The sequence below is a fragment of the Exiguobacterium sp. s40 genome (genome assembly GCF_018617905.1).
Lineage (GTDB): Bacteria > Bacillota > Bacilli > Exiguobacteriales > Exiguobacteriaceae > Exiguobacterium > Exiguobacterium mexicanum_A.
On sequence record NZ_JACSLC010000013.1, the window covers coordinates 60431 to 80521 of the forward strand.

At 50.6% G+C, this 20091-nt stretch carries 26 protein-coding genes, 2 tRNA genes and 2 rRNA genes; 7 read left to right on the forward strand and 23 right to left on the reverse strand.

Features of this window, described 5'->3' with window-relative positions; translation table 11 throughout:
• Positions 1-10: 10 nt before the first annotated feature.
• From KNP02_RS11665 to groES, 4 genes are all read right to left on the reverse strand, one after another.
• Positions 11-832, reverse strand: a complete 822-nt coding sequence (locus KNP02_RS11665) for a serine/threonine-protein kinase (RefSeq protein ID WP_214709409.1) — start codon at positions 830-832, stop codon at positions 11-13.
• The gene (locus KNP02_RS11670; protein WP_214709407.1) at positions 829-1482 is read right to left on the reverse strand and encodes a hypothetical protein; all 654 of its coding nucleotides are present in this window, start codon (positions 1480-1482) and stop codon (positions 829-831) included. Before KNP02_RS11670 ends, KNP02_RS11665 begins: the two co-directional genes overlap by 4 nt.
• A gap of 215 nt (positions 1483-1697) precedes the next feature.
• Complete coding sequence (gene groL / locus KNP02_RS11675; RefSeq protein WP_214709404.1) at positions 1698-3338, reverse strand: chaperonin GroEL; 1641 nt, start codon at positions 3336-3338, stop codon at positions 1698-1700.
• A 43-nt stretch (positions 3339-3381) separates the two neighbouring features.
• A complete protein-coding gene (gene groES, locus KNP02_RS11680; RefSeq protein ID WP_021065365.1) occupies positions 3382-3666 on the reverse strand; it encodes a co-chaperone GroES in 285 nt (94 codons plus the stop codon).
• A gap of 213 nt (positions 3667-3879) precedes the next feature.
• Here groES and KNP02_RS11685 point away from each other — a divergent pair, with 213 nt between their 5' ends.
• Both KNP02_RS11685 and KNP02_RS11690 read left to right on the forward strand, forming a co-directional pair.
• Positions 3880-4575, forward strand: coding sequence for a CPBP family intramembrane glutamic endopeptidase (locus tag KNP02_RS11685; RefSeq protein WP_251130741.1), 696 nt, complete (start codon positions 3880-3882; stop codon positions 4573-4575).
• 16 nt (positions 4576-4591) lie between these two features.
• On the forward strand, positions 4592-4801 hold the full coding sequence (locus KNP02_RS11690; protein ID WP_131472784.1) for a YdiK family protein: 210 nt from the start codon (positions 4592-4594) through the stop codon (positions 4799-4801).
• A gap of 76 nt (positions 4802-4877) precedes the next feature.
• On the opposite strand, the gene KNP02_RS11695 is transcribed toward KNP02_RS11690, so the two are convergent.
• From KNP02_RS11695 to KNP02_RS11705, 3 genes are all read right to left on the reverse strand, one after another.
• Positions 4878-5036 carry a hypothetical protein gene (locus tag KNP02_RS11695; protein WP_199666979.1) on the reverse strand — a complete coding sequence of 53 codons (159 nt, stop codon included), beginning with the start codon at positions 5034-5036 and terminating at the stop codon, positions 4878-4880.
• A gap of 93 nt (positions 5037-5129) precedes the next feature.
• Positions 5130-5714 carry an NADPH-dependent F420 reductase gene (locus KNP02_RS11700; protein ID WP_214709399.1) on the reverse strand — a complete coding sequence of 195 codons (585 nt, stop codon included), beginning with the start codon at positions 5712-5714 and terminating at the stop codon, positions 5130-5132.
• A gap of 25 nt (positions 5715-5739) precedes the next feature.
• Entirely contained in the window at positions 5740-6120 is a 381-nt protein-coding gene (locus tag KNP02_RS11705; protein ID WP_251129307.1) for a hypothetical protein, read from the reverse strand.
• 237 nt (positions 6121-6357) lie between these two features.
• Between KNP02_RS11705 and KNP02_RS11710 the strand changes: the two genes are divergently transcribed.
• On the forward strand, positions 6358-6540 hold the full coding sequence (locus KNP02_RS11710) for a PspC domain-containing protein (RefSeq protein WP_034815538.1): 183 nt from the start codon (positions 6358-6360) through the stop codon (positions 6538-6540).
• 32 nt (positions 6541-6572) lie between these two features.
• On the opposite strand, the gene KNP02_RS11715 is transcribed toward KNP02_RS11710, so the two are convergent.
• The 4 genes from KNP02_RS11715 to KNP02_RS11730 form a co-directional block, all read right to left on the reverse strand.
• Positions 6573-7919 carry an FAD-dependent oxidoreductase gene (locus tag KNP02_RS11715; RefSeq protein ID WP_214709397.1) on the reverse strand — a complete coding sequence of 449 codons (1347 nt, stop codon included), beginning with the start codon at positions 7917-7919 and terminating at the stop codon, positions 6573-6575.
• A 191-nt stretch (positions 7920-8110) separates the two neighbouring features.
• Positions 8111-8899 carry a twin-arginine translocase subunit TatC gene (gene tatC / locus KNP02_RS11720; RefSeq protein WP_114166725.1) on the reverse strand — a complete coding sequence of 263 codons (789 nt, stop codon included), beginning with the start codon at positions 8897-8899 and terminating at the stop codon, positions 8111-8113.
• Positions 8900-8902: 3 nt separating this feature from the next.
• Positions 8903-9121, reverse strand: a complete 219-nt coding sequence (locus tag KNP02_RS11725) for a twin-arginine translocase TatA/TatE family subunit (RefSeq protein WP_131436738.1) — start codon at positions 9119-9121, stop codon at positions 8903-8905.
• On the reverse strand, positions 9121-9777 hold the full coding sequence (locus tag KNP02_RS11730) for a redox-sensing transcriptional repressor Rex (RefSeq protein ID WP_214709395.1): 657 nt from the start codon (positions 9775-9777) through the stop codon (positions 9121-9123). Before KNP02_RS11730 ends, KNP02_RS11725 begins: the two co-directional genes overlap by 1 nt.
• Positions 9778-9926: 149 nt before the next feature.
• On the opposite strand from KNP02_RS11730, the gene KNP02_RS11735 reads away from it, so the two are divergent.
• Entirely contained in the window at positions 9927-11828 is a 1902-nt protein-coding gene (locus KNP02_RS11735; protein WP_214709393.1) for an ABC-F family ATP-binding cassette domain-containing protein, read from the forward strand.
• On the forward strand, positions 11825-12232 hold the full coding sequence (locus tag KNP02_RS11740) for a hypothetical protein (RefSeq protein ID WP_251129308.1): 408 nt from the start codon (positions 11825-11827) through the stop codon (positions 12230-12232). The genes KNP02_RS11735 and KNP02_RS11740 overlap by 4 nt, the downstream gene beginning before the upstream one ends.
• Positions 12233-12282: 50 nt before the next feature.
• On the opposite strand, the gene KNP02_RS11745 is transcribed toward KNP02_RS11740, so the two are convergent.
• The 7 genes from KNP02_RS11745 to KNP02_RS11775 all read right to left on the reverse strand — a co-directional run bounded on the left by KNP02_RS11745 (position 12283) and on the right by KNP02_RS11775 (position 15723).
• Entirely contained in the window at positions 12283-12849 is a 567-nt protein-coding gene (locus KNP02_RS11745) for a hypothetical protein (RefSeq protein WP_214709391.1), read from the reverse strand.
• A 15-nt stretch (positions 12850-12864) separates the two neighbouring features.
• Positions 12865-13887 carry a tRNA (adenosine(37)-N6)-threonylcarbamoyltransferase complex transferase subunit TsaD gene (tsaD, locus tag KNP02_RS11750; RefSeq protein ID WP_214709389.1) on the reverse strand — a complete coding sequence of 341 codons (1023 nt, stop codon included), beginning with the start codon at positions 13885-13887 and terminating at the stop codon, positions 12865-12867.
• On the reverse strand, positions 13859-14344 hold the full coding sequence (gene rimI, locus KNP02_RS11755) for a ribosomal protein S18-alanine N-acetyltransferase (protein ID WP_021065388.1): 486 nt from the start codon (positions 14342-14344) through the stop codon (positions 13859-13861). Before rimI ends, tsaD begins: the two co-directional genes overlap by 29 nt.
• A complete protein-coding gene (gene tsaB, locus KNP02_RS11760; RefSeq protein ID WP_214709387.1) occupies positions 14337-14993 on the reverse strand; it encodes a tRNA (adenosine(37)-N6)-threonylcarbamoyltransferase complex dimerization subunit type 1 TsaB in 657 nt (218 codons plus the stop codon). The genes rimI and tsaB overlap by 8 nt, the downstream gene beginning before the upstream one ends.
• Positions 14990-15439, reverse strand: coding sequence for a tRNA (adenosine(37)-N6)-threonylcarbamoyltransferase complex ATPase subunit type 1 TsaE (tsaE, locus tag KNP02_RS11765; protein WP_214709385.1), 450 nt, complete (start codon positions 15437-15439; stop codon positions 14990-14992). The genes tsaB and tsaE overlap by 4 nt, the downstream gene beginning before the upstream one ends.
• A 105-nt stretch (positions 15440-15544) precedes the next feature.
• Positions 15545-15621: transfer RNA gene (locus tag KNP02_RS11770), tRNA-Met, on the reverse strand.
• Between the two features lie 25 nt (positions 15622-15646).
• Positions 15647-15723, reverse strand: a tRNA-Met gene (locus KNP02_RS11775).
• 139 nt (positions 15724-15862) lie between these two features.
• On the opposite strand from KNP02_RS11775, the gene KNP02_RS11780 reads away from it, so the two are divergent.
• Positions 15863-16642 (forward strand): sporulation protein, encoded by a 780-nt coding sequence (locus KNP02_RS11780; protein WP_214709376.1) that lies wholly within the window; start codon positions 15863-15865, stop codon positions 16640-16642.
• Here the strand turns inward: KNP02_RS11780 and KNP02_RS11785 are convergent.
• A complete protein-coding gene (locus tag KNP02_RS11785) occupies positions 16637-17284 on the reverse strand; it encodes a uridine kinase family protein (RefSeq protein ID WP_214709373.1) in 648 nt (215 codons plus the stop codon). The genes KNP02_RS11780 and KNP02_RS11785 overlap by 6 nt on opposite strands.
• 51 nt (positions 17285-17335) lie before the next feature.
• Here KNP02_RS11785 and KNP02_RS11790 point away from each other — a divergent pair, with 51 nt between their 5' ends.
• Complete coding sequence (locus KNP02_RS11790; protein WP_214709371.1) at positions 17336-17713, forward strand: HIT family protein; 378 nt, start codon at positions 17336-17338, stop codon at positions 17711-17713.
• Between the two features lie 9 nt (positions 17714-17722).
• On the opposite strand, the gene KNP02_RS11795 is transcribed toward KNP02_RS11790, so the two are convergent.
• The 4 genes from KNP02_RS11795 to rrf (KNP02_RS11810) all read right to left on the reverse strand — a co-directional run bounded on the left by KNP02_RS11795 (position 17723) and on the right by rrf (KNP02_RS11810) (position 19958).
• Entirely contained in the window at positions 17723-18661 is a 939-nt protein-coding gene (locus tag KNP02_RS11795; RefSeq protein WP_214709369.1) for a hypothetical protein, read from the reverse strand.
• Entirely contained in the window at positions 18654-19526 is an 873-nt protein-coding gene (locus KNP02_RS11800; protein ID WP_214709367.1) for a GNAT family N-acetyltransferase, read from the reverse strand. Before KNP02_RS11800 ends, KNP02_RS11795 begins: the two co-directional genes overlap by 8 nt.
• A 109-nt stretch (positions 19527-19635) precedes the next feature.
• Positions 19636-19751 (reverse strand): 5S ribosomal RNA (gene rrf / locus KNP02_RS11805).
• 91 nt (positions 19752-19842) lie between these two features.
• Positions 19843-19958 (reverse strand): 5S ribosomal RNA (gene rrf, locus KNP02_RS11810).
• Between the last annotated feature and the right edge of the window lie 133 nt (positions 19959-20091).

Here is a 20091-nt window from a genome sequence, read left to right on the forward strand (position 1 = left end):
TCCTCTCTATTCAATTCAGTTTTTCAATTATTTTGGTGACGCTTATTGGTCTACGATGTAATTCTTTATTCATGCTTCTAAAAACCAAATTATTAAATGCCTCATTTGGAGTTTCTAGTTTAGGAACTTTCAATTTCAAAGTATTTTCAATGACTTCCATATTGGACAGACCATCTTTTCGAAACGGATGAGTACCTGTACTTAACTCGTACATTAACACTCCCCAAGAAAAAATATCGGTTCTATCACAAATTATTTTTTTTTGATTCAATATTTGTTCTGGCGCAGCATATCCTATTGTCATTGGCCCCCAAAAAGCAACGTCTGCGGTGAGAGACTCTTTAGTTAAATCCCTAGCAATACCAAAATCTAGTAAAGTAATTTTATTATTATGTATAATTATATTCTCAGGCTTAATATCACGATGGACCAATTGTTTAGAATGAACTAATTCAAGTGCGTTCAATAGATTGATGCCTATATTTAAAACATCTTTAAACTCATAATCCTGTTTTAATATGTAATTTCTTAAGCTTTCTCCTTCAACAAATTCTTCAATTACATACAAGTAACTATCTGCCCCAATCTCAATTTCACCATGATCATATACTTCAGGAAAGTAAGACGATTTTAGAGTTTCTGCTATATCTAACTCTCTATTGGCTCGAAGTAAGGAATTAGCTTCATTAATTTTTATTAACTTCATAACATGAAAAGAATTTCCGTTTTCAAATTTAAAAACTGTTTTTTGACCCCCTTCTCCTATTTTTTCTAAAAGATTTATTCCTTCAAACTCAGATGAGATTTTCTGTCGCAATATCGCCTCATTCATTTTTCTAACTCCTTTATAAGTCGTTCGTTAATTTCCCATAGCAGAGGGGTATTAATTAGTTTTTTGTTATTAGTGTATACTTTTGTAGTTATTTCCTTGTTACCAGAAACAATCAAATTTACCCCCGTTTTTTTACATAACTCTTCACATTTAAACAAAATATCTTCAGATAATGTAGGTAGTAATACTAGTGATTCATTGGTAAACCATAGATGTCTTTCCGCTTGTTCAATAACATACTTCCAGTTCGTTAACTTTGCTTCGACACACTTAATACTCTTTATAGCTAAAATATCTTCATTCTTTTTTATCTTAATTAAATGACTTCTTTTTTCAATTAATCCTCTATTTTCTAAATTAATTACAATTTTAGATATTTGATTATCATTAACATTCAAAAAATCTCTAAGTTTTTCCGTTCGTATCCATCTCTTATTATACAAAAAAGTTAAAGCGTAACTATGAATTCTTGAAAATGGACTATCATATTTTTTTTCAATTCGTTTTTCTATTATATGTGGATGATATTTAACTACTACAATATCTGGACGTCCATAATTTGTTTCTAATTCTACAAAAATCTTAGTATTCTTCTTTTTACTTTCATGCACCACAAAACTATCTACTAATTCTTTCTCAGTATTAAACATGTGCTTACTCCCTTTGAATTTCTAAAAAAATAAATGTATTAAAAAAATTGTTCTATTCATTTTACTTAATTGAAATATTGATAACTAGAAATGCCTTTATCAGAAATTTTACCATATTTTTGATAAAGGCATTTCTGATATTCCTCCATCTATAGTTAATTTGCTCCAAAAAAAACGCTGAACCCATTTTCACAGGTTCAACGTCAATTCTAAACTTACATCATGCCGCCCATTCCACCCATGCCGCCCATGTCAGGCATGCCGCCGCCAGCGCCTGCTGGTTCTGGCTTGTCTGCGATGACAGCTTCCGTAGTGAGGAACATGGCTGATACTGATGCTGCATTTTGAAGCGCTGAGCGCGTTACTTTTGCCGGATCGACGATACCGTGTGCGATCATATCGACGTACTCGCCCGTTGCGGCGTTGTAGCCGATGCCGACCGACTCGTTCTTGAGCTTCTCGACGATGACCGAACCTTCTTCACCCGCGTTTTCCGCGATTTGACGGACCGGTGCTTCGAGAGCACGGAGGACGAGTTTCACACCTGTCGCTTCATCCGCTGTCACTTCTGCAAGCAACGCACGAACGGCTGGGATGACGTTGATGAACGCCGTACCACCACCTGCGACGATGCCTTCTTCGACGGCTGCGCGTGTCGCGTTGAGCGCGTCTTCGATGCGGAGCTTACGTTCTTTAAGCTCTGTCTCTGTCGCCGCACCGACTTTGACGACGGCTACGCCGCCTGCGAGTTTCGCGAGACGCTCTTGGAGTTTCTCACGGTCGAAGTCAGATGATGTCTCTTCGATTTGGTTGCGAATCGTTTGAACGCGTGCTTTGATTGTCGCTTCGTCTCCAGCACCTTCGACGATCGTTGTCGTGTCTTTCGTGACGACGACTTTCGATGCGCGTCCGAGCTGTTGAAGCGTTGCCGACTTGAGCTCGAGACCGAGGTCTTCAGTGATGACTTGGCCGCCTGTGAGCGTCGCGAGGTCTTCGAGCATCGCTTTACGACGATCGCCGAATCCTGGTGCCTTGACCGCGACCGCGTTGAACGTACCGCGGAGCTTGTTCAAGACGAGTGTCGCGAGCGCATCGCCTTCGATGTCTTCCGCAACGATAAGGATTGGTTTCCCTTGTTGCACGACTTGCTCAAGCACTGGGATAATTTCTTGGATGTTCGAGATTTTCTTATCGGTGATCAAGATGAACGGGTTGTCGAGCACCGCTTCCATCTTATCTGAGTCTGAGATCATGTATGGTGACAAGTAACCACGGTCGAACTGCATCCCTTCGACGACGTCAAGTTCTGTCGTGAAGCCGCGTGATTCTTCAATCGTGATGACGCCATCGTTGCCGACACGCTCCATCGCTTCAGCGATCAACTCGCCGACTTCTTCGTCCGCTGCCGAGATGGCCGCGACTTGGGCGATCGCTTCTTTCGACTCGATTGGTTTCGAGATTTCTTTCAACTCTTCGAGTGAACGACGAACTGCTTTGTCGATTCCTTTACGAAGAATCATCGGGTTTGCGCCCGCTGTCACGTTCTTGAGACCTTCACGAATCATCGCTTGAGCGAGGACTGTCGCTGTTGTCGTACCGTCCCCTGCGACTTCGTTCGTCTTCGAGGCGACTTCAGCAACGAGCTTCGCGCCCATGTTTTCGAAGTGGTCTTCGAGTTCGATTTCTTTCGCGATCGTCACGCCGTCATTCGTGATGAGCGGTGAGCCGAACTTTTTCTCAAGGACAACGTTACGTCCTTTCGGTCCGATTGTTACTTTTACCGCGTCAGCGAGTGCGTCGACACCGCGAAGCATCGCATGACGTGCATCTTCTGAGAATTTGATTTCTTTTGCCATTGTTCATTTCCCCCTAAACAAGATTTTTGAAAAATGGTGAGTCTTAGCCTACGATTGCGAGAATGTCGCTCTCTCGAACGATTAAGTATTCTTTGCCTTCATGCTTCACTTCGGTACCCGCGTACTTCGAGTAGATGACCAAATCATTTTCTTTGACGTCGAGCGCGATTCGCTCACCTTGGTCCGTGACGCGGCCTGTACCGACTGCGAGGACGCGTCCTTGTTGCGGCTTTTCTTTCGCCGTGTCAGGAAGCACGATGCCTCCGATCGTCTTTTCTTCTTTCTCCACGACTTCGATGATGACGCGATCGCCTAGTGGTTTTAACATAGAAAAAACCTCCTCCGAATATGAATGATGTATCGTTGAATCGTAAGTTTTAGCACTCATCAAAAAGGAGTGCTAACATTGATTAGTGTAGTATGAGACGCCTGAAAATGCAAGCGGGAACATCGAAAAAATCCTTCCACTCGCGGTCAAGAGACCTTATTTGTTACAATGGTGAAAAGGAACGTTGACTCTTAGGAATAAGGACGTGTTGAATTGGCTACACTAAACTCAAACCAATCGATAAATACCCGTTTTTCGATGGCGCCTAACATTCGGATTCGGCATATCATCCCGATTCTGCTCTACGCGTTTGTTCAATTCTTTCCGGTATTGATTAGCGGAGTGCGTCCGGAATGGATCACGCCGACGGCAACTGGACTTTGGTTCGCTATCGGATTCAGCTTGACGATCATCATCTCGGTCTTCTTGCTCTGGCCCGACTTGAAGCTGTATAAACAGCAAGGCATCCAATCGAATTTGAACGACACGGTCAAATGGATCGGACTTGGGATCCTCATGCAGTACGGGCTCGTCATCGTCGCTAACTTGATTGAGACGTGGATCTCCGGTGACGTCATGGGCTCCCAGAACACCGAGCAAATCGCGGACATCGTCCGTCTCGTCCCGGTCATGACGCTCTCGGTCGTCTTGCTCGGACCGATTATGGAAGAGATTCTGTTCCGTCACATCTTGTTCGGCAACTTGAGTGCCCGCTTCGGGTTCTGGATTGCCTTCGCGGTCAGTTCGCTCTTATTCGCGCTCATCCACGGTGACAACAAGATTCTCGTTTACGTGGCGATGAGCTTCGCCTTCACGGTCGCATACGCCAAGACGCGTCGCTTGATCGTACCGATCGCGATTCACGCGTTCAACAACGCGCTCGTCATGGTCGTATTATTCTTAATGTAGAAATGAGGTGGCATTGATGCCGCGACACTTAAAAGTTATGTTTTTGTTCAGTCTCTCGTTCGGGATTCTGTTCACCGTCCTCGCCTACTACTCGGTGCAGGAGTACGGCTTCAGCTTCTGGACGTACTTCATCATCGCCGTAGCCGCGTATGACTTCTTCAAGGTGTATCAGATTTTGACCCTCGCTCGAAAAGCGAAAAAAGAAAACAACGATAAATCGGCATAAGAAAATCCCAAGCGACTCCGCTTGGGACAGAGAAGACCAGTCAGGCCTAAGTCTGACCGGTCTTTTCTATGTTCTTCTATAACACGATAAATCCGACCGTCAACAGTCCATATAGGAAACCGAGCACGATCATACTGATGGCAATCGACTTATGTTGCGGATATTTATGTAACACGACCGCTCCCGCGATCACGTGGATAAACGCGACGATAAATGTCAAAATGGCGAAGCCCATGTGTATCCTCCTACGACAATGAAATTAGTGTTCATCCCTATTATACGTGTACCTACGCAAGACGGCCACGCACTCGCGTAGCCGTCTTGATCGTCAGAAATTATTCTCTTTCAAGTAAAACGCGAAATTCCGGTGCTTCCGTTCTTTCGTCGCATAATGAATCCATAGCCAAGCGAGCGACTCGAGCTCTCGCGCCAGTTTCAAGTGACGCAGCGTATGGGCGTCGAAGCCGATCTTCGAGGCAAGGTCTTGAACGGCTCGCACCGACTCTTGCTCGTCACCGGCGATGAACATCATCGACATGTTCGGGTTCTCCAAGTTCTCGACACCGGTCTGATTGAACGCCTTGACGATGCGGACGTGCGGCGCAAGTTCCTGCAGATGCTCGGCCCCTGATTTCCCTTCCGGCCGCTCGATGGCGTCAAACTCTTTGGCAATCGGATTCGTCACATCGATGACAATTTTGTCGTCCAAGTCCCGGAGCGATTGAATCAAATCGACGGCCGCCGCGAACGGTGTCGTCAATAAGAGGATTTGCGCATTCGATGCTACTTCCTGGAGCGACAGCGTCCCCTCGCGCTCCGAGCGTGTCCCATACAACACTTCATAGCCGACGTCTTCGAACTTGCGCCCGAGCGTCCGTCCGACTTTCCCGGCCCCTAAAATACCAATCTTCATGTAGTCCGACTCCCCTTCACAGTTCTTATTCTGTCCGTGTCACCGTGCCGCCAAGTTCAGCCGCCAGTCCATCGAGCACCGAGTGATCGAACTCTTCCCCGATTGCCATCACCCCGGTCTGTCCGGGCTCGATATTCCCGACCGTCCGCTTGAACGTCTCTTGAATACTCTGGACGTGTTTCAAATCTTTCGTTCCTCCGATGAGTCCTCCCGTGAGCGTACCGAACAGAATCCCGAACGTTCCGCCGAGAATCCCGACGGCCATACCGATGAGCGCGCCTTTGGTCGACTTGTTCGTCGGTGTCAGTTGAACGGCATCCTCGAACGAGAAGGCACCGTTGTCTTCACGCTTGATGATGACGAGTTGTTCGAACCCGACGAGTCCTTCGGCGTGATACTTTTTCAACTTGCTGAACGCTTGATACGAGATGGACTCCTCTGGAAACGTGAACGTGACGATATGGTACGGTTATTTTTCCTTCTTAGCCATATGGGCTCTTCCTTTGACAGGACCAGGTGACACATTAGCTTTCTCTTACCACTTCCCCGGCTTCAGACGAAAAAAAACCTACGAAACCTATACATTTCCAGTAGGTCTATATGGTAAAATTTTCATATCACATGTGAGATAGGAGCCATGCTTATGCAACGTCCGCTTCGTAAATCCGCCACGAACCGATCGCTCTTTGGTGTCTGCGGCGGCATCGCCGAGTATTTCGACTTGTCGCCCCTCGGTGTACGTCTGCTTTTTTTGATTGTGCCGGGGAACGTCCTCATCTATATGATTCTCGCCAACTCGATGAAAGACGCTCCACGCTATCTATAAAAAAACTCGGAAGCCGCGGCTCCCGAGTTTTTTTATGCGTTGACTTTATCTTTCATCGCCGCGAGCGCACCACTGTTGATGAAGTGCCATGGCTTGTTGTAGTGCGGTTGGAAGAAGAAGTCGACATAGGCGAGCTCTTCGACCGTCATCTCGTTTTGGATCGCGAGCGACAACGTGTTGACCGCTTGCGTCATGTCCGCTTTCGAGAGAACTTGTCCACCGACGACGCGATGCGTGCCGACTTCATAGACGAGTTTGAACTCGACTTTTTCTGCCGTCGGCATGAACTCCGGACGATACGCGTCTTCAACCACGACGCTCTCGACGTCGAGGCCGAACAGGCCGGCCGCTTCTTCCGTGAGACCTGATGAGGCGATGTTCCAATCATACAGGCGAAGACCTGACGTCCCTTGCGTCCCTTGATAGCGGACACGCGGTGCGATCAAGTTCTCAGCGACGAGCGTTCCCATGCGGACGGCATTCGTCGCGAGCGGGATGTAGGCGTGTGTGCGCGCCGGGTTGTAATAGACGGCACAGCTGTCACCAGCGGCGAAGACGTCCGGGTTGCTCGTGCGCATATACTCGTCGACGATGATGGCGCCGTTGCCGAGCATGTCGACTTGGCCTTGAAGGAGTCCCGTGTTCGGGCGGAAGCCGACACAGAGGATGACGAGGTCAGCCTCGAACTCACCTTTATCGGTCACGACGTGCGTGACGTTTCCATCTGTCCCGCGGAACGCTTCGACCGTCTGGCCGAGCTCGAGGTCGATGCCACGTGACGTCATGTCCGCTTCAAGTTGATCCGTGAACGACTTGTCGAGGTACTTGTTCAAGATGCGGTCGGCGCTATCGATGAACGTGACGTGTTTGCCGTACACTTCGAACGCTTCGACGAGCTCGACGCCGATATAGCCGGCACCGATGACGGCGATGTTCGTCGCATCGGATGCCCGCTCGATGATGCGTTGGGCGTGGCCATAGTTTTTGCAGAGTTCAATCCCAGTCATCTCGATGCCAGGAAGCGTCGGGACGATCGGCCATGAACCAGTCGTGACGATCAAGCGGTCGAACGTGTCATAGACCTCTTCTCCCGTGTCGAGGTTTTTCGCATGGACCGTCTTCGCTTCCGTGTCGATGTTCAACACGTCGTGCTTCATGCGCATCGTCGCGCCGAGTTCTTCGAGCTCGGTCGGTGACGCGTAAAAGAGCTCTTCCGCACGTTTGACGACACCGCCGACGTGGAGGGCGATCCCACATGAGAGGAAGCTGACGTTGTCGTTCCGCTCATACACCGTGATGTCGAGATTGTCGTGCTTGGCGAGTAATCCTTTGACTGCTGCTGTTCCTGCGTGTGTACATCCGATGACTGCGATTTTCATATGGTTGTCTCTCCTTTGAGTGTTAGGCAAGTTAGTGTTTGTGATAAATATCACATTTACTTTCTGAAATTAGTGTACTATTTCACAAGACAGTTTGACAATACCTTTGCTCAACTTTTCACGTAATTATGTCTAAAGTTTGAACTATGTGTGTGACAACAAAAAAGCACCGTCCCTTTAAGGAACGATGCTCACTTCTCATTCATTTGTTTCATCAAATCGACTTGCTCTTTCACCATCGCCTCTTTCTCACGACGGAGCACGCCCCGGTACGTGATGCGTGAAATCGACAAGCTGATTTCATACAAGAAGAAGAGCGGCAGCGACACCATGAGGTGCGACGTCAAATCCGGCGGCGTGATGAAGGCCGCGATGACGAACAAGGCGAAGTACGCATATTTCCGAATCGATGACAGGAAGTACGGTGTCACGACACCGATGCGCGTCAAGAACATCGTCACGACCGGCAACTGGAATAACAGTCCGAATGGAATGGTCAGTTGCAGCAAGAACGTGAAGTAGTTCGACGCCCCGATGATTTGCGTCAGACCAAGGTCTTGCCCGAGGTCCGTCGAGATATCGAGGACGAGCGGGAACAACCAATAGTAGGCAAACGCCAAACCGACGAGGAACAAGATAAAGATGATCGGAATATAGGCGAGCGTCGCTTTCCGCTCGTTCGGATGCAGACCAGGTGCGACAAACGCCCACAGTTGATACAGTAGAAACGGACCAGCCGCGACGAGACCGATGACGAGCGCCAAGTTCAAATAAATCATGAGCGGGTCCGCGACCCCAAAGGCGTTCAATTCAAGCCCTCGTTCGACGAGGTCGGCCTGGAGATAGGCGAGCACATATTTGACACTCGGCAAAGCAATCAAAAAGAAGGCAAAGACGACAAATGCCGACAGCATCAGTCGTCTCCGCAGCTCTGTCAAGTGGTCGGACAGTGCCCGTTCTTGATCAGGTTGATGGCTCATCGCTTACTGCTCTTTCTTCTCAATTTCTTTCTTGTCTTTCTCGTCATGCTCGTTCATCATGCCACTCGTGGCATTTTTGAACTCACGGAGCGTTTGTCCGGCGGCGCGTCCGAATTCAGGCAATTTCTTCGGCCCGAAGATGATAAGCGCGACGATGGCGATAATGAAGATACTCGCTCCCCCAGGAATACCGACGACGAGCAACGATGATAGTAATTCCATTATTGATGGACCCCCTCAGCAGATGGATAGTGTTGCATAAAGTAAATGAGCGACTGGAGTTCGATCGACAAGTCGATATGATGGACGCGGACCGTGTCCGGCACAGTAAGCCTGGCCGGTGTAAAGTTCAAGATGCCTTTGATGCCGAAGCGGACCAAGTCATCCGCGACAGGCTGTGCATAGACAGACGGCACCGTCAAAATCGCGACGTCAATCTTGTTTTGCTTCATGATCTGTTCCATCTCATCGACGTGATGAATCGGGACACCGGACATCGTCGTGCCGACTTTTGTCTCGTCTGCGTCGAACCCGACGACGATATGTGTGTTATTGTTTTTAAGGAAGTTATAGTTGACGAAAGCTGTCCCGAGATGACCAACCCCGACTAAGGCGACGTTCGTAATCTCGTCCTGATTCAGTGTCTTACGGAAAAAGTCTAACAGATACTGTACGTTATAGCCATATCCCTTTTTACCGAGCGCACCGAAGTACGAGAAATCGCGACGGATTGTGGCCGAATCGACCTTGACCGCCTCACTCAGTTCAGCAGAAGAGACACGCTGTTTTCCTGATGAATGCAGGCTTTGGATAAACCGATAGTATAGTGGCAACCGTTTGGCTGTCGCTTGCGGAATCTTTGGTTCGTTTTGACTCAACGGAAAGAGCCTCCTTTTTACGACGCGTTTCAAACGAATCTAATTTCATACACCTTGATTGTAAACGAATTCACATGACCACTCAACGAATATACCTGAAAAGGGGAAGAAATAAAGTATACTAAATAGAGAGAAAGGGGTTTTTTCACTTGATCCTACTGCAAGTCAATAACTTATCGAAATCATTCGGCGTCGAGCCGATTTTAGAGAACGTCAAACTCGAAATTCAAGAAGGCGAACGCGTCGCGCTTGTCGGCCGTAACGGTGCCGGCAAGTCGACATTGCTCAAAGTCATCGCCGGGGAATACAACTACGACTCGGGCGATATCATGAAGCCAAAAGACGTCACCATCGGCTACCTGGCCCAAGATTCAGGACTCGAATCCAACGAGACAATTTGGAATGAGATGCTCAATGTCTTCACCGATTTAATCGAACAAGAAAAGACGCTGCGCCGCATGGAGCAAGACATGGGTTCAGAGCGCATTTTGAACGACCCGGCCGCCTATGAGCGCCTGCTGTCGTCTTACGATGAAGAACAGCATACGTTCAAAGACCGCGGCGGCTATCAATACGAGGCAACGATCCGCTCCGTCCTTCATGGGATGCGTTTCTATCCGGACGACTTCGAACGCCGCATCGATACGCTCTCCGGCGGACAACGGACCCGCCTCGCCCTGGCGAAGATGCTCCTTCAAAGTCCAGACCTGCTCATCTTGGATGAGCCGACGAACCACTTGGACATCGAGACGCTCGGTTGGCTCGAGAAGTATTTGAGCGGTTATAAAGGCGCCGTCTTGATCGTCTCCCACGACCGCTACTTCCTCGACCGCGTCGTCTCGGTCGTTTATGAGCTGTCGCGCCACCGGAGCCGTCGTTTCGTCGGCAACTATACGAAGTATCTCGAGCAGAAGGCCGCGATTTATGAGCAAGAGAAGAAGCAGTTCGAGTCGCAACAAGAAGAGATTGCCAAGATGCAGGACTTCATCCAGCGCAACATCGCCCGGGCGACGACGACGAAACGGGCCCAGAGCGTCCGCAAACGTCTCGAGAAGATCGACCGGATGGACGTGCCGGATGGTGACGAGCGAAGTGCCGTCCTCTCGTTCTCAATCAAACGCCAAAGCGGGAACGACGTGTTGAGCGGCAGCGACCTCGCCATCGGCTATGAGGAGCCGATCGCCCAGCATCTCCGCTTTCAGCTGCAGCGCGGCGAATCGGTCGCCCTCGTCGGCCCGAACGGAGTCGGCAAATCAACGCTCCTGAAAGTGTTGACGAAACAACAGCCGGCGCTCACCGGTGACATCCGCTACGGCACCGGCGTCGAGATTGGCTACTACGACCAGGAGCAACAGAACTTGTCGGATGCCAACCGCGTCATTGACGAGATTTGGAACGACTGGCCGCTCATGCGTGAACAAGAAGTACGGAGCCTGCTTGGTCAGTTCTTGTTCAGCGGTGACGACGTCATGAAACGCGTCCATGAACTGTCGGGTGGGGAACGGGCCCGTTTGACGCTCGCCAAGCTGAAGCTCGAGCAACCGAACTTGCTCATCTTGGATGAGCCGACGAACCACTTGGACCTCGACTCGAAGATGATCCTCGAGAACGCCCTCGTCGACTACCCGGGCACGATCTTGTTCGTCTCCCACGACCGTTACTTCATCGACCGGCTCGCGACGCGCGTCTTGGAGATCACGCCGAACGGCATCGACGAATACCTCGGTGATTACTCGTACTATGTCGAGAAGAAAGAAGAACTCGAAGAACTGGCCCGACTCGCACGCGTTGAGACGAAACAAGTCATCGTCAAGAAACAGCGCGCCGACAAGGAGCAGCAACGCGAGGAGCGCCGGATGAAACAACGGATCGAGGAAATCGAGCTCACGATTGAGCAACACGAGGCCCGGCTCGAGGAAATCGAGCAGCTGTTGTGTGAACCGGACGTCTTCAACAACTTCGCTCGGGCACAGGAACTGTCGACCGAGTCCGATGCGACGAAAGAATCGATCACGGCGCTGTATGCAGAATGGGAGGAGCTCCATTCATGATGCGATTTCGTGCGATGCGAATCGAGTGGATGCACGCCTTCCTGACCGGTCTCGCCTACATCGTGCCGACCGGGACGGAGTACGTATCCGAACTAATTCGTGGGGAACCGACCGTCGTCCCGTCGTTCCTGTTTTATTTCCTGCCGGTCGTCATCGGCTTCATCATCCAGAGGTGGAGCGGGATTGTCATCAGCTTGTTGAGCGGTCTGCTCATGAGCACGCTCTTTATCCGCCTCGTCCTCTGGCCGGTCGATGTGACCGTGCACAGCTTTTACACGCCCGGCTCGGTATGGGGCCACTTCTATCAGTCGACGCTCCTCATGTGGGTGCTCGCCTTGATCGTCTATGTCGTGAGCCGAGTGAATATGTGGTATAAACAAAAGAAACATCATCCAGAAGTATAAAAACAGGGAAGCCGCACTCCATTGTGGAGGTCAGCTTCCCTGTTTTACGTTTAGAAATAACGCAGCGGTTGGAAACCGCGCGTGTGGAAGTCGAGCTTGATGCCGTCTTCCGTGATGAAGAACACGTACTCGTTCGTATCGACGTCACGGACGAACACTTTGTAGAATGTGAGCGCCTCTTCGTCGTTCGTCACATATTTTGCCTCATGCGTCGAGATGACTTGAGCGAACAATTGCTCTTCGTCAAACTCGTTGACGATGTCCTCGAACTTCGCCGCCTCTTCTTCGGTCGCTTCTCGTCCCGGCGCAATCTCGTAATACGCGTCGCTCGCTTTCGGCTGAACGCCGAGGTTGCGGTCGACGACGATGACGCTCTCGATGTCTTGATCGTCTAGGCTCTTATAGCCGTACAACGTCTCGACGAGCGTGTTCTCACCCGTGACCCGGCCGATGCCTTCGAGCGATTCCGCTCCCGTGAGCGACCGGACGCGTGTCGCTTCCGGAACGATTTCTTCTTGATAGGCGATATTATAAGCGCGGATGATCTCCCGTACTTGCAAAAACGTCGCGACGACGAGCAGTACGACAAGACCTCCAATGATTATGCGTTTCATCATCTGTATATTTTCCCCCTAGACTGTCATGCTCTCTTCTAAGGATAACCCAGGAACCGCATTCATCGCCAGTGTATCGCGCTTTCCGCGCACATACGCATGATGTGCCGCGACGCCAATCATACCGGCGTTGTCTCCGCATAGATCAAGTGGCGGGATGACGAGACGGATGCCTTCGCGGTCCGTCGCTTCTTTGAGCGCAACGCGGAGTCCACGGTTGGCTGCGACGCCACCTGCGACGAGCAATTGCTTCGCTCCTTTTTCTTTCACGGCACGAATCGCTTTCTCGACGAGCACTTCGACGACACTCGCTTGGAAACTGGCCGCCAAGTTTTCAGGGATAACCGTCTCCCCGCGCTGTTCGGCGTTGTGGACGGCGTTGATGACCGACGACTTGAGCCCGCTGAAGCTGAAATCGAAACTTCCTGCTTCAAGCCGAACCCGTGGGAACTTGTACGTGTCTTCCCCATCCGCCGCGAGACGGTCGATGGCAGGTCCACCTGGGTAAGGAAGACTGAGCGTCCGTGCGACTTTGTCATATGCTTCTCCGGCCGCATCGTCACGTGTCTCACCGATGACTTCGAACACACCGTGCTTGGGCATATAGACGAGCTCCGTGTGTCCGCCCGAGACGACGAGACAGACGAGTGGGAACTCCATCTCCTCGACGAGTTCGTTCGCGTAAATATGTCCGGCGATGTGGTGCACACCGATGAGCGGTTTGCTATGGGCGAAAGCGAGCGCTTTGGCCGCACTGATTCCGACGAGGAGCGCACCGACAAGACCCGGCCCTTGCGTGACCGCGACGGCGTCGACGTCTTGCATCGTCACACCCGCTTCACTGAGGGCGTCATCGATGACGTAGGTGATCCGTTCGACGTGGTGGCGCGAGGCGACCTCGGGCACAACCCCGCCAAACCGTTTATGACTTTCAATCTGCGACGAGACGACGTTCGATAAAAGCGTCTTACCGTCACGCACGAGCGCAACCGACGTCTCATCACAACTCGACTCAATCGCGAGGATGAGCGATGTGTCCATCTGTTTCACTTCCTAACTTCGCCCAGTAAATATAGGCGTCTTCATTATTGTCTTGATAATATCGTTTCCGGCGTCCGGCATTTTCGAAACCGAACTGTTCGTACAGCTTTTGGGCGCCGATGTTCGAGACGCGCACTTCGAGCGTGAGCGCCGCCAATGACTTCGAGCGGGCGAATTCAACGAGTTGCGTCAACAGCAGATTGCCGATGCCTTGCCCGCGATATTCTGGTAAGACGGCAATGTTCGTGATGTGCCCCTCGTCTACAATTTGCCAAACCCCGACGAAGCCGACCACGCGCCGTTCATGCACAGCGACGAAATAGATCGCTTGGTCATTGCGGAGCATCTCGTTCATGAACGCTTCTTTCGTCCACGGAATAGCGAACGAGGCTTCCTCGACTTTGGTCACTTCTTCGACGTCGAGCCATGTCATGCGCCGGATTTTAATGTCAGCCATTGTTTTGTCCCTCGAGCCATTTCGCTTCCGCCTCAGCGAGACGAAGATACTCGGGCTCAAACGCATGGACATCATTCGTGACTTCACCTAAGGCGACGAGATCGCTCGCCCGGCCGTAACTATGCGCGGCCGGTGCTTCGGTATAGTCGTAAGACGCGAGTGCGTCACGGAACGGCTCCACGTCGCCGACGACGACGAACGGTCCGCTGATATTGGCTTCAAGCCAAGCGGTGACCGATGCGTGAAGGTCGGGTGTGACGGCCTCGTTCTGTTGATAATGCCCGATATAGGCATTGCCACGACGGGCATCGATGAGCGAGACGACTGGGAGCTCCGTGTTCGGGGCCGCCGCCATAAGACGGAGCGCCGAGACCCCAACGAGCGGAATCTGAAGCGTGTAGGCGAGCGTCTTCGCTGTCGTGACACCGATGCGAATCCCCGTGTATGAACCTGGTCCCGTCGTCACGACGATGCGTTCGAGTTCGGTCGGTGTCCATTTGACCGCGCTCATCAGTTGTTCGATCATCGGCATGAGCGTGACGGCATGGTTTTTCGAGACCATGACCGTCGCCTCGGCTTGAATCTGTCCGTGCTCACTCAAGGCGACAGACAGACGTGTCGTCGACGTGTCAATCATGAGTTGTTTCATGCGAGCACCTCCTTCACGAGTGCATCGTACGTGTCGCCGACGGGCGCGAACGTCAGTTGACGTTCCTCGTCCCCGATTCGCTCGATTGTGATGGCGAGCCGTTCCGTCGGAAGTGACGACTCGATCAAGTTCGACCATTCGACGATAGCGACACCATCACCGTTGATGTATTCCTCGAGGCCAATATCGTCCCCCGTGTCTTCGAGACGATAGACGTCCATATGATAGAGCGGCAAGCGCCCCTGATACTGCTTCATGATGGTGAACGTCGGGCTGTTGACGTTGCGCGTGACACCGAGACCTTTGCCAAAGCCTTGGGTGAACGTCGTCTTCCCGGCACCGAGGTCTCCGTTCAACGTTATGACCGTCCCGGCTTTGACGAGTGTGGCCAACTTCTCTGCCACTGCCTGCGTCTCGGCCGCAGAATGGGTAATCAATGTATACATGATGTTTCTCCTTTAGTAGTTCTAGCGATACGTACTCATTGTACACTCAATTTTGCGCAAAAAAAAACACGAAACGTCATCGTTTCGCTATCTCATTTAAAAAATTGGTTGCGGGGGCTGGATTTGAACCAACGACCTTCGGGTTATGAGCCCGACGAGCTACCAGACTGCTCCACCCCGCGACGACATATGAAATTAAATAAAAATTGGTTGCGGGGGCCGGATTTGAACCGACGACCTTCGGGTTATGAGCCCGACGAGCTACCAGACTGCTCCACCCCGCGATGGTTTGAATTGTTTCGACATCCTCTATAATAAGTGAAGTAGTTATAAAATGCAACCTTTTTCTAAATGTTTTTTGAGAATTGGAATCGGGAACATGATAAGGAGTGTAACTTACTAGAGAAAAGGGGCGCGACCGTCATGTCGAAATGGGGTAATCGCTTTAAAAAATGGTTCTTTTCCGAACTGGATGCATCCGTCTATTTTCACACCGTACCGTTTCTCCCGAACGAAACCGTCCATGGAACGTTACGCGTGTCGAACACCACTTCACATGTCGTGCGACTGCAGGAGTTGACGCTTAACTTTTTGACGACCTTTAAAGACATCGCGCTCGAAGGGAATGAGTTCAACCGCGAGGCCGATCTTCAAGAAGTCCCAATCCCTCTATCGGTCGTCCTCGAACCAGGTGCTGAAGAGCATATCCCGTTCACGTTTGATTTAACGATGTATGCCCCGTCGACAGCGGGCGCTCCGTATAGTGTGGAAGCGACCGTCTGGGACACGGACGGCAAACGGGTTTGGTTCGATGTTGTCGAGAATGTCGAAGTCGAACCGCTCCCCGCTTTGAAACGCTTGTTACAGGCGACCGAACATGCCGGGCTCGAGCTCATGTTCGTCCGCAACGTCATCGACCCGCTCGGAGAAGAACGACCGTATCCATTCGTCGAGAAGTATGGGTTTAAGCCGGTCGGCGACTGGGCCGACGAGTTCGAAGTCGTCAAATCGTTCTGGCGCATCGATGAGGATGGGGTCGACGTCTATTACTGGCTCGACAACATCGAGAAGCAACGCACACTTGGATCGATTGCGAACGACGTCACGTTACGCCATCGCTCGCTCACGTGGGACCAACTCGAGCGCGAACAAGATCGGCTCGGGCTCGGAATCCAAGAAACGTTACGCAGCCACCGCTCATGATGAGCGGTTTTTTTGTGGGCTCCGCTCAATCGTCCAAACATTATCGCTTGTCGAGACGACCGTCTGGAACTTCTCACGATGCGGATGCATGAACAGTTCATATTGAAACCGACGCTCGTCGTGCGAGGCTTTCAAGTAGCCCAGGTCCATCCCACGCTCTTGGATGTCCCGGACAGAACGACGGGCGAACTCAGTGTCGCTATCCGTATACAAATAGACCGATACATCGAAATAGTGAGGTTCGAGGAAGGCGACACTCATCCCTTCGATGATGGTGATTCGTTTTGCTGGATCAATCCACGTCCGTTCGAGATACGGGACGTCGATCGTATAAAAGCCGATGCCTTCCCGGACCATCCGGACATCACGCTCGAGTGACAGCAAGTGATGCGCGGAAGGATGACAGGCCGTCATCTTGTAGTGATGCGTTTGACCGTCGACCGTATAGTCGAGCATGGCACTCTTCCGTAACATCGAATCCGTGATGTAAGGGTCGGTATTGATATAGTTCACGTCCCCGAGACGCGCACGTAAAGCATCAGCGAACGTCGTCTTGCCGGCACCTCCGTGTCCCGAAATCCCGATGACCGTATGTCTTTCTTGCCCGACTTCGTCGACGATATAATCGATCAAATCATTCATTTGAATCCCCCTTTTGGTACACTTCGTATAGAAAGGAAGTGTACCAATCCGATGGACACTTGTCCATTTTGTCATCCACAGCTTGATCCATCACAACGAATCGTTGCCGAGAACGAGACCTGCTACTTTTTAATGCATGATCGTGAACAGGACGTGCTCGTCGGTTCAGGCGTCATCGTACCGAAACAACACCGAGCGACGACGTTCGATCTCACGCCTTTCGAATGGCATGATACATACACACTGCTCCACGAAGCCAAGGTGTTCCTCGAAGAGACGTATGGCCCTGACGGCTATACGCTTGGTTGGAACGTCGGGACCGCTTCAAACCAGACCGTGCCCCACGCGCACTTGCATGTCATCCCGCGTTACACGGCAGGTCCCCATGCCGGGAAAGGGTTGCGCCATTGGTTGAAACGACCAGAATGACCAAACAGCTCACCGCGTAAGGATGAGCTGTTTTCGTTTCGCTTCTATTTCTTCGAGTTGTCGCTCCAAACGTTCGTCTTCTCTTGTCATTTTCTCAATCAGTTTAGCGATTTCACGATCGAGCCCGTTCACTTTATCCAGTGAATCGTTGATTCGTCCATGCATCGTCCATTCTGAGAAAATATCGTCGAGGAAATAGTCAGCGAACTGGATCAGTGATCCGCGTTCAATCTGTAATCCGCTGACGACGCCTTTCACATCAGCCAACTCCCGCGAGAATCGCTCAAGTGCGGCTTGAAGTTCATGCATCTTCCGCTCCGAGGCATCGATGGCATCATGTTTCATCGCTGTCGCAATCAAGCCCCCTCCAAAGAACGTATCATACGTCGACCAGCCTTTTGCACTGTCGAGATGTTTCAGTGTTTTGGAGATGGCAGTCCGCGCTGTATGTCCAGCACTAATAGCTTCTTTATACTCAATGAGCACCTCATTCGTTTCCACTTGCTGCTTCGTGAGTCGATATAGTGTTTCCTTAACTTCAGGATCCTGCTTCAAGTGGGCTTCTTTCTCTTTGACGAACGCTTCCCACTCTGCGTCAATCCCGTTATACGTCTCAAAGGTTTCATATAAATCACGACGTTCAAGCCCTAACTCATCGACCATTGCCTCGTGTTCTCGTAACTTCAATTCGGCCCGGGCCGCCTCTTCTAATTCAATCGTTTTTTGTTCGTTGAATGTTCCCCTGAATTTGCGCCATGCGTTGACGAGCGAGAATGAATCTAAGTCATAGACATCGCGCTGTTCTTTCGTAAACGAATTGAGAAGTTGCTTTCGTACAGCTTCATGTTCGGCAATTTGCTTGTCGAGTGTTTTTAATTTCCGGGCGAGTCGGTCCCGTTCTGCCATCTGTTGTTGTAAGTCGTGTTGGGTTTGGTAGAGATCACTCATAACGTTTCATTCCTCCAGTTTCTTTTCGATAATGTTCTAACAGGTCTTTGACGTGTACCCCAACAATCGTTAAGCCGTCAATCGATGAACCCTCGATCTGGACCCCATCAAGCCGACAGTTTTTCATAATCGTGTTCGTCAGGTTTGTATGGAAGAACGTCGTCGGCCGTCCTGACTCGTACATGGTGACAAATCGATATTGTGAGCCGGAAAGGTTCAAGTCGTCGAACTCGGTTTCTCTGAAGTTAATATTGCGGAATTGGCTCCTCGTGAAATTACAATTGTTGGCCCGTAGTTCTGAGACGTTATTATTCGTGATGGCGATTTGACTCGCATCCATTCCATACGCTTGGGCACCTTTGATCGAGCGCTTTTCATATCGCAATGTGTTTGCTTCATCTACGGGTTGCTTTACCCGTTTGACGAAACAGACCTCTTCGCTTGATTCGAAGACGGATTGGTAACCGACTGCCCGATAAAATGCCACATTGTAGGGTTGGGCTGCTGATGTCTCCAACTCCCAAATTCGTACAGTCGGATGAAGCTTCTCGATTGACTGTAGTGCCCGTTTTCCAATCCCTTTACCTTGTCTGTATGGATGAATAAAGATGCGGTCAATCCGTCCGTAATCTTTCCCTGTCAACGTCACGACGGCTCCCCCGACGACTTGTCCTTCATGTTCGATGACATAACACATCAATTGTTCAATCAAATACAAGCTCATCGCCTGGTCATCATAACCCGGTGGTTCAATATTTAAGTCCCGATATGGTAATCGGAGACGATCTGCCTCTTGTTTAAAACTCGCTCGTGAAACCTCAGTGAACGCCTTGTAGTCTGAGACTGTCGCTTCACGGATTTGCATACTTGACTCCCCCTCTTCTGTCTCTTCATACGAGAAGATTAGATGAAAAGTTTCAAAGGAAACGACAAAAAAGGACGACCAAGCATCTGCTTGATCGTCCTTCGCGTTGGCCTAGCAACGTCCTATCCTCACAGGGGGAGACCCCCAACTACTTTCGGCGCTGAAGTACTTAACTTCCGTGTTCGGCATGGGAACGGGTGTGACCACTTCGCTATCGCCACTAGACAATTATTATATTAGCATTATATATCCCGTTTGTCAACACTTTCATAAAAAAAAGAACGACCAAGCAGATGCTTGATCGTCCTTCGCGTTGGCCTGGCAACGTCCTATCCTCACAGGGGGAGACCCCCAACTACTTTCGGCGCTGAAGCACTTAACTTCCGTGTTCGGCATGGGAACGGGTGTGGCCGCTTCGCTATCGCCACCAGACAAGAGAGATCGTTCTCTCAAAACTGAAGACTCATCAATTCATACAAACCATTAGACTAGATCAAAGCCTCGACCGATTAGTATCATTCAGCTCCACACGTCGCCGTGCTTCCACCCATGACCTATCTACCTC

What these genes read in the sequence shown, in the direction of transcription:
- KNP02_RS11665 (WP_214709409.1), bottom strand. Translation starts at nt 832, where the DNA reads ATGAATGAGGCGATATTGCGACAGAAAATCTCATCTGAGTTTGAAGGA.
- KNP02_RS11670 (WP_214709407.1), bottom strand. Translation starts at nt 1,482, where the DNA reads ATGTTTAATACTGAGAAAGAATTAGTAGATAGTTTTGTGGTGCATGAA.
- groL (WP_214709404.1), bottom strand. Translation starts at nt 3,338, where the DNA reads ATGGCAAAAGAAATCAAATTCTCAGAAGATGCACGTCATGCGATGCTT.
- groES (WP_021065365.1), bottom strand. Translation starts at nt 3,666, where the DNA reads ATGTTAAAACCACTAGGCGATCGCGTCATCATCGAAGTCGTGGAGAAA.
- KNP02_RS11690 (WP_131472784.1), top strand. Translation starts at nt 4,592, where the DNA reads ATGCCGCGACACTTAAAAGTTATGTTTTTGTTCAGTCTCTCGTTCGGG.
- KNP02_RS11695 (WP_199666979.1), bottom strand. Translation starts at nt 5,036, where the DNA reads ATGGGCTTCGCCATTTTGACATTTATCGTCGCGTTTATCCACGTGATC.
- KNP02_RS11700 (WP_214709399.1), bottom strand. Translation starts at nt 5,714, where the DNA reads ATGAAGATTGGTATTTTAGGGGCCGGGAAAGTCGGACGGACGCTCGGG.
- KNP02_RS11710 (WP_034815538.1), top strand. Translation starts at nt 6,358, where the DNA reads ATGCAACGTCCGCTTCGTAAATCCGCCACGAACCGATCGCTCTTTGGT.
- KNP02_RS11715 (WP_214709397.1), bottom strand. Translation starts at nt 7,919, where the DNA reads ATGAAAATCGCAGTCATCGGATGTACACACGCAGGAACAGCAGCAGTC.
- tatC (WP_114166725.1), bottom strand. Translation starts at nt 8,899, where the DNA reads ATGAGCCATCAACCTGATCAAGAACGGGCACTGTCCGACCACTTGACA.
- KNP02_RS11725 (WP_131436738.1), bottom strand. Translation starts at nt 9,121, where the DNA reads ATGGAATTACTATCATCGTTGCTCGTCGTCGGTATTCCTGGGGGAGCG.
- KNP02_RS11740 (WP_251129308.1), top strand. Translation starts at nt 11,825, where the DNA reads ATGATGCGATTTCGTGCGATGCGAATCGAGTGGATGCACGCCTTCCTG.
- KNP02_RS11745 (WP_214709391.1), bottom strand. Translation starts at nt 12,849, where the DNA reads ATGATGAAACGCATAATCATTGGAGGTCTTGTCGTACTGCTCGTCGTC.
- tsaD (WP_214709389.1), bottom strand. Translation starts at nt 13,887, where the DNA reads ATGGACACATCGCTCATCCTCGCGATTGAGTCGAGTTGTGATGAGACG.
- rimI (WP_021065388.1), bottom strand. Translation starts at nt 14,344, where the DNA reads ATGGCTGACATTAAAATCCGGCGCATGACATGGCTCGACGTCGAAGAA.
- tsaB (WP_214709387.1), bottom strand. Translation starts at nt 14,993, where the DNA reads ATGAAACAACTCATGATTGACACGTCGACGACACGTCTGTCTGTCGCC.
- tsaE (WP_214709385.1), bottom strand. Translation starts at nt 15,439, where the DNA reads ATGTATACATTGATTACCCATTCTGCGGCCGAGACGCAGGCAGTGGCA.
- KNP02_RS11780 (WP_214709376.1), top strand. Translation starts at nt 15,863, where the DNA reads ATGTCGAAATGGGGTAATCGCTTTAAAAAATGGTTCTTTTCCGAACTG.
- KNP02_RS11785 (WP_214709373.1), bottom strand. Translation starts at nt 17,284, where the DNA reads ATGAATGATTTGATCGATTATATCGTCGACGAAGTCGGGCAAGAAAGA.
- KNP02_RS11790 (WP_214709371.1), top strand. Translation starts at nt 17,336, where the DNA reads ATGGACACTTGTCCATTTTGTCATCCACAGCTTGATCCATCACAACGA.
- KNP02_RS11795 (WP_214709369.1), bottom strand. Translation starts at nt 18,661, where the DNA reads ATGAGTGATCTCTACCAAACCCAACACGACTTACAACAACAGATGGCA.
- KNP02_RS11800 (WP_214709367.1), bottom strand. Translation starts at nt 19,526, where the DNA reads ATGCAAATCCGTGAAGCGACAGTCTCAGACTACAAGGCGTTCACTGAG.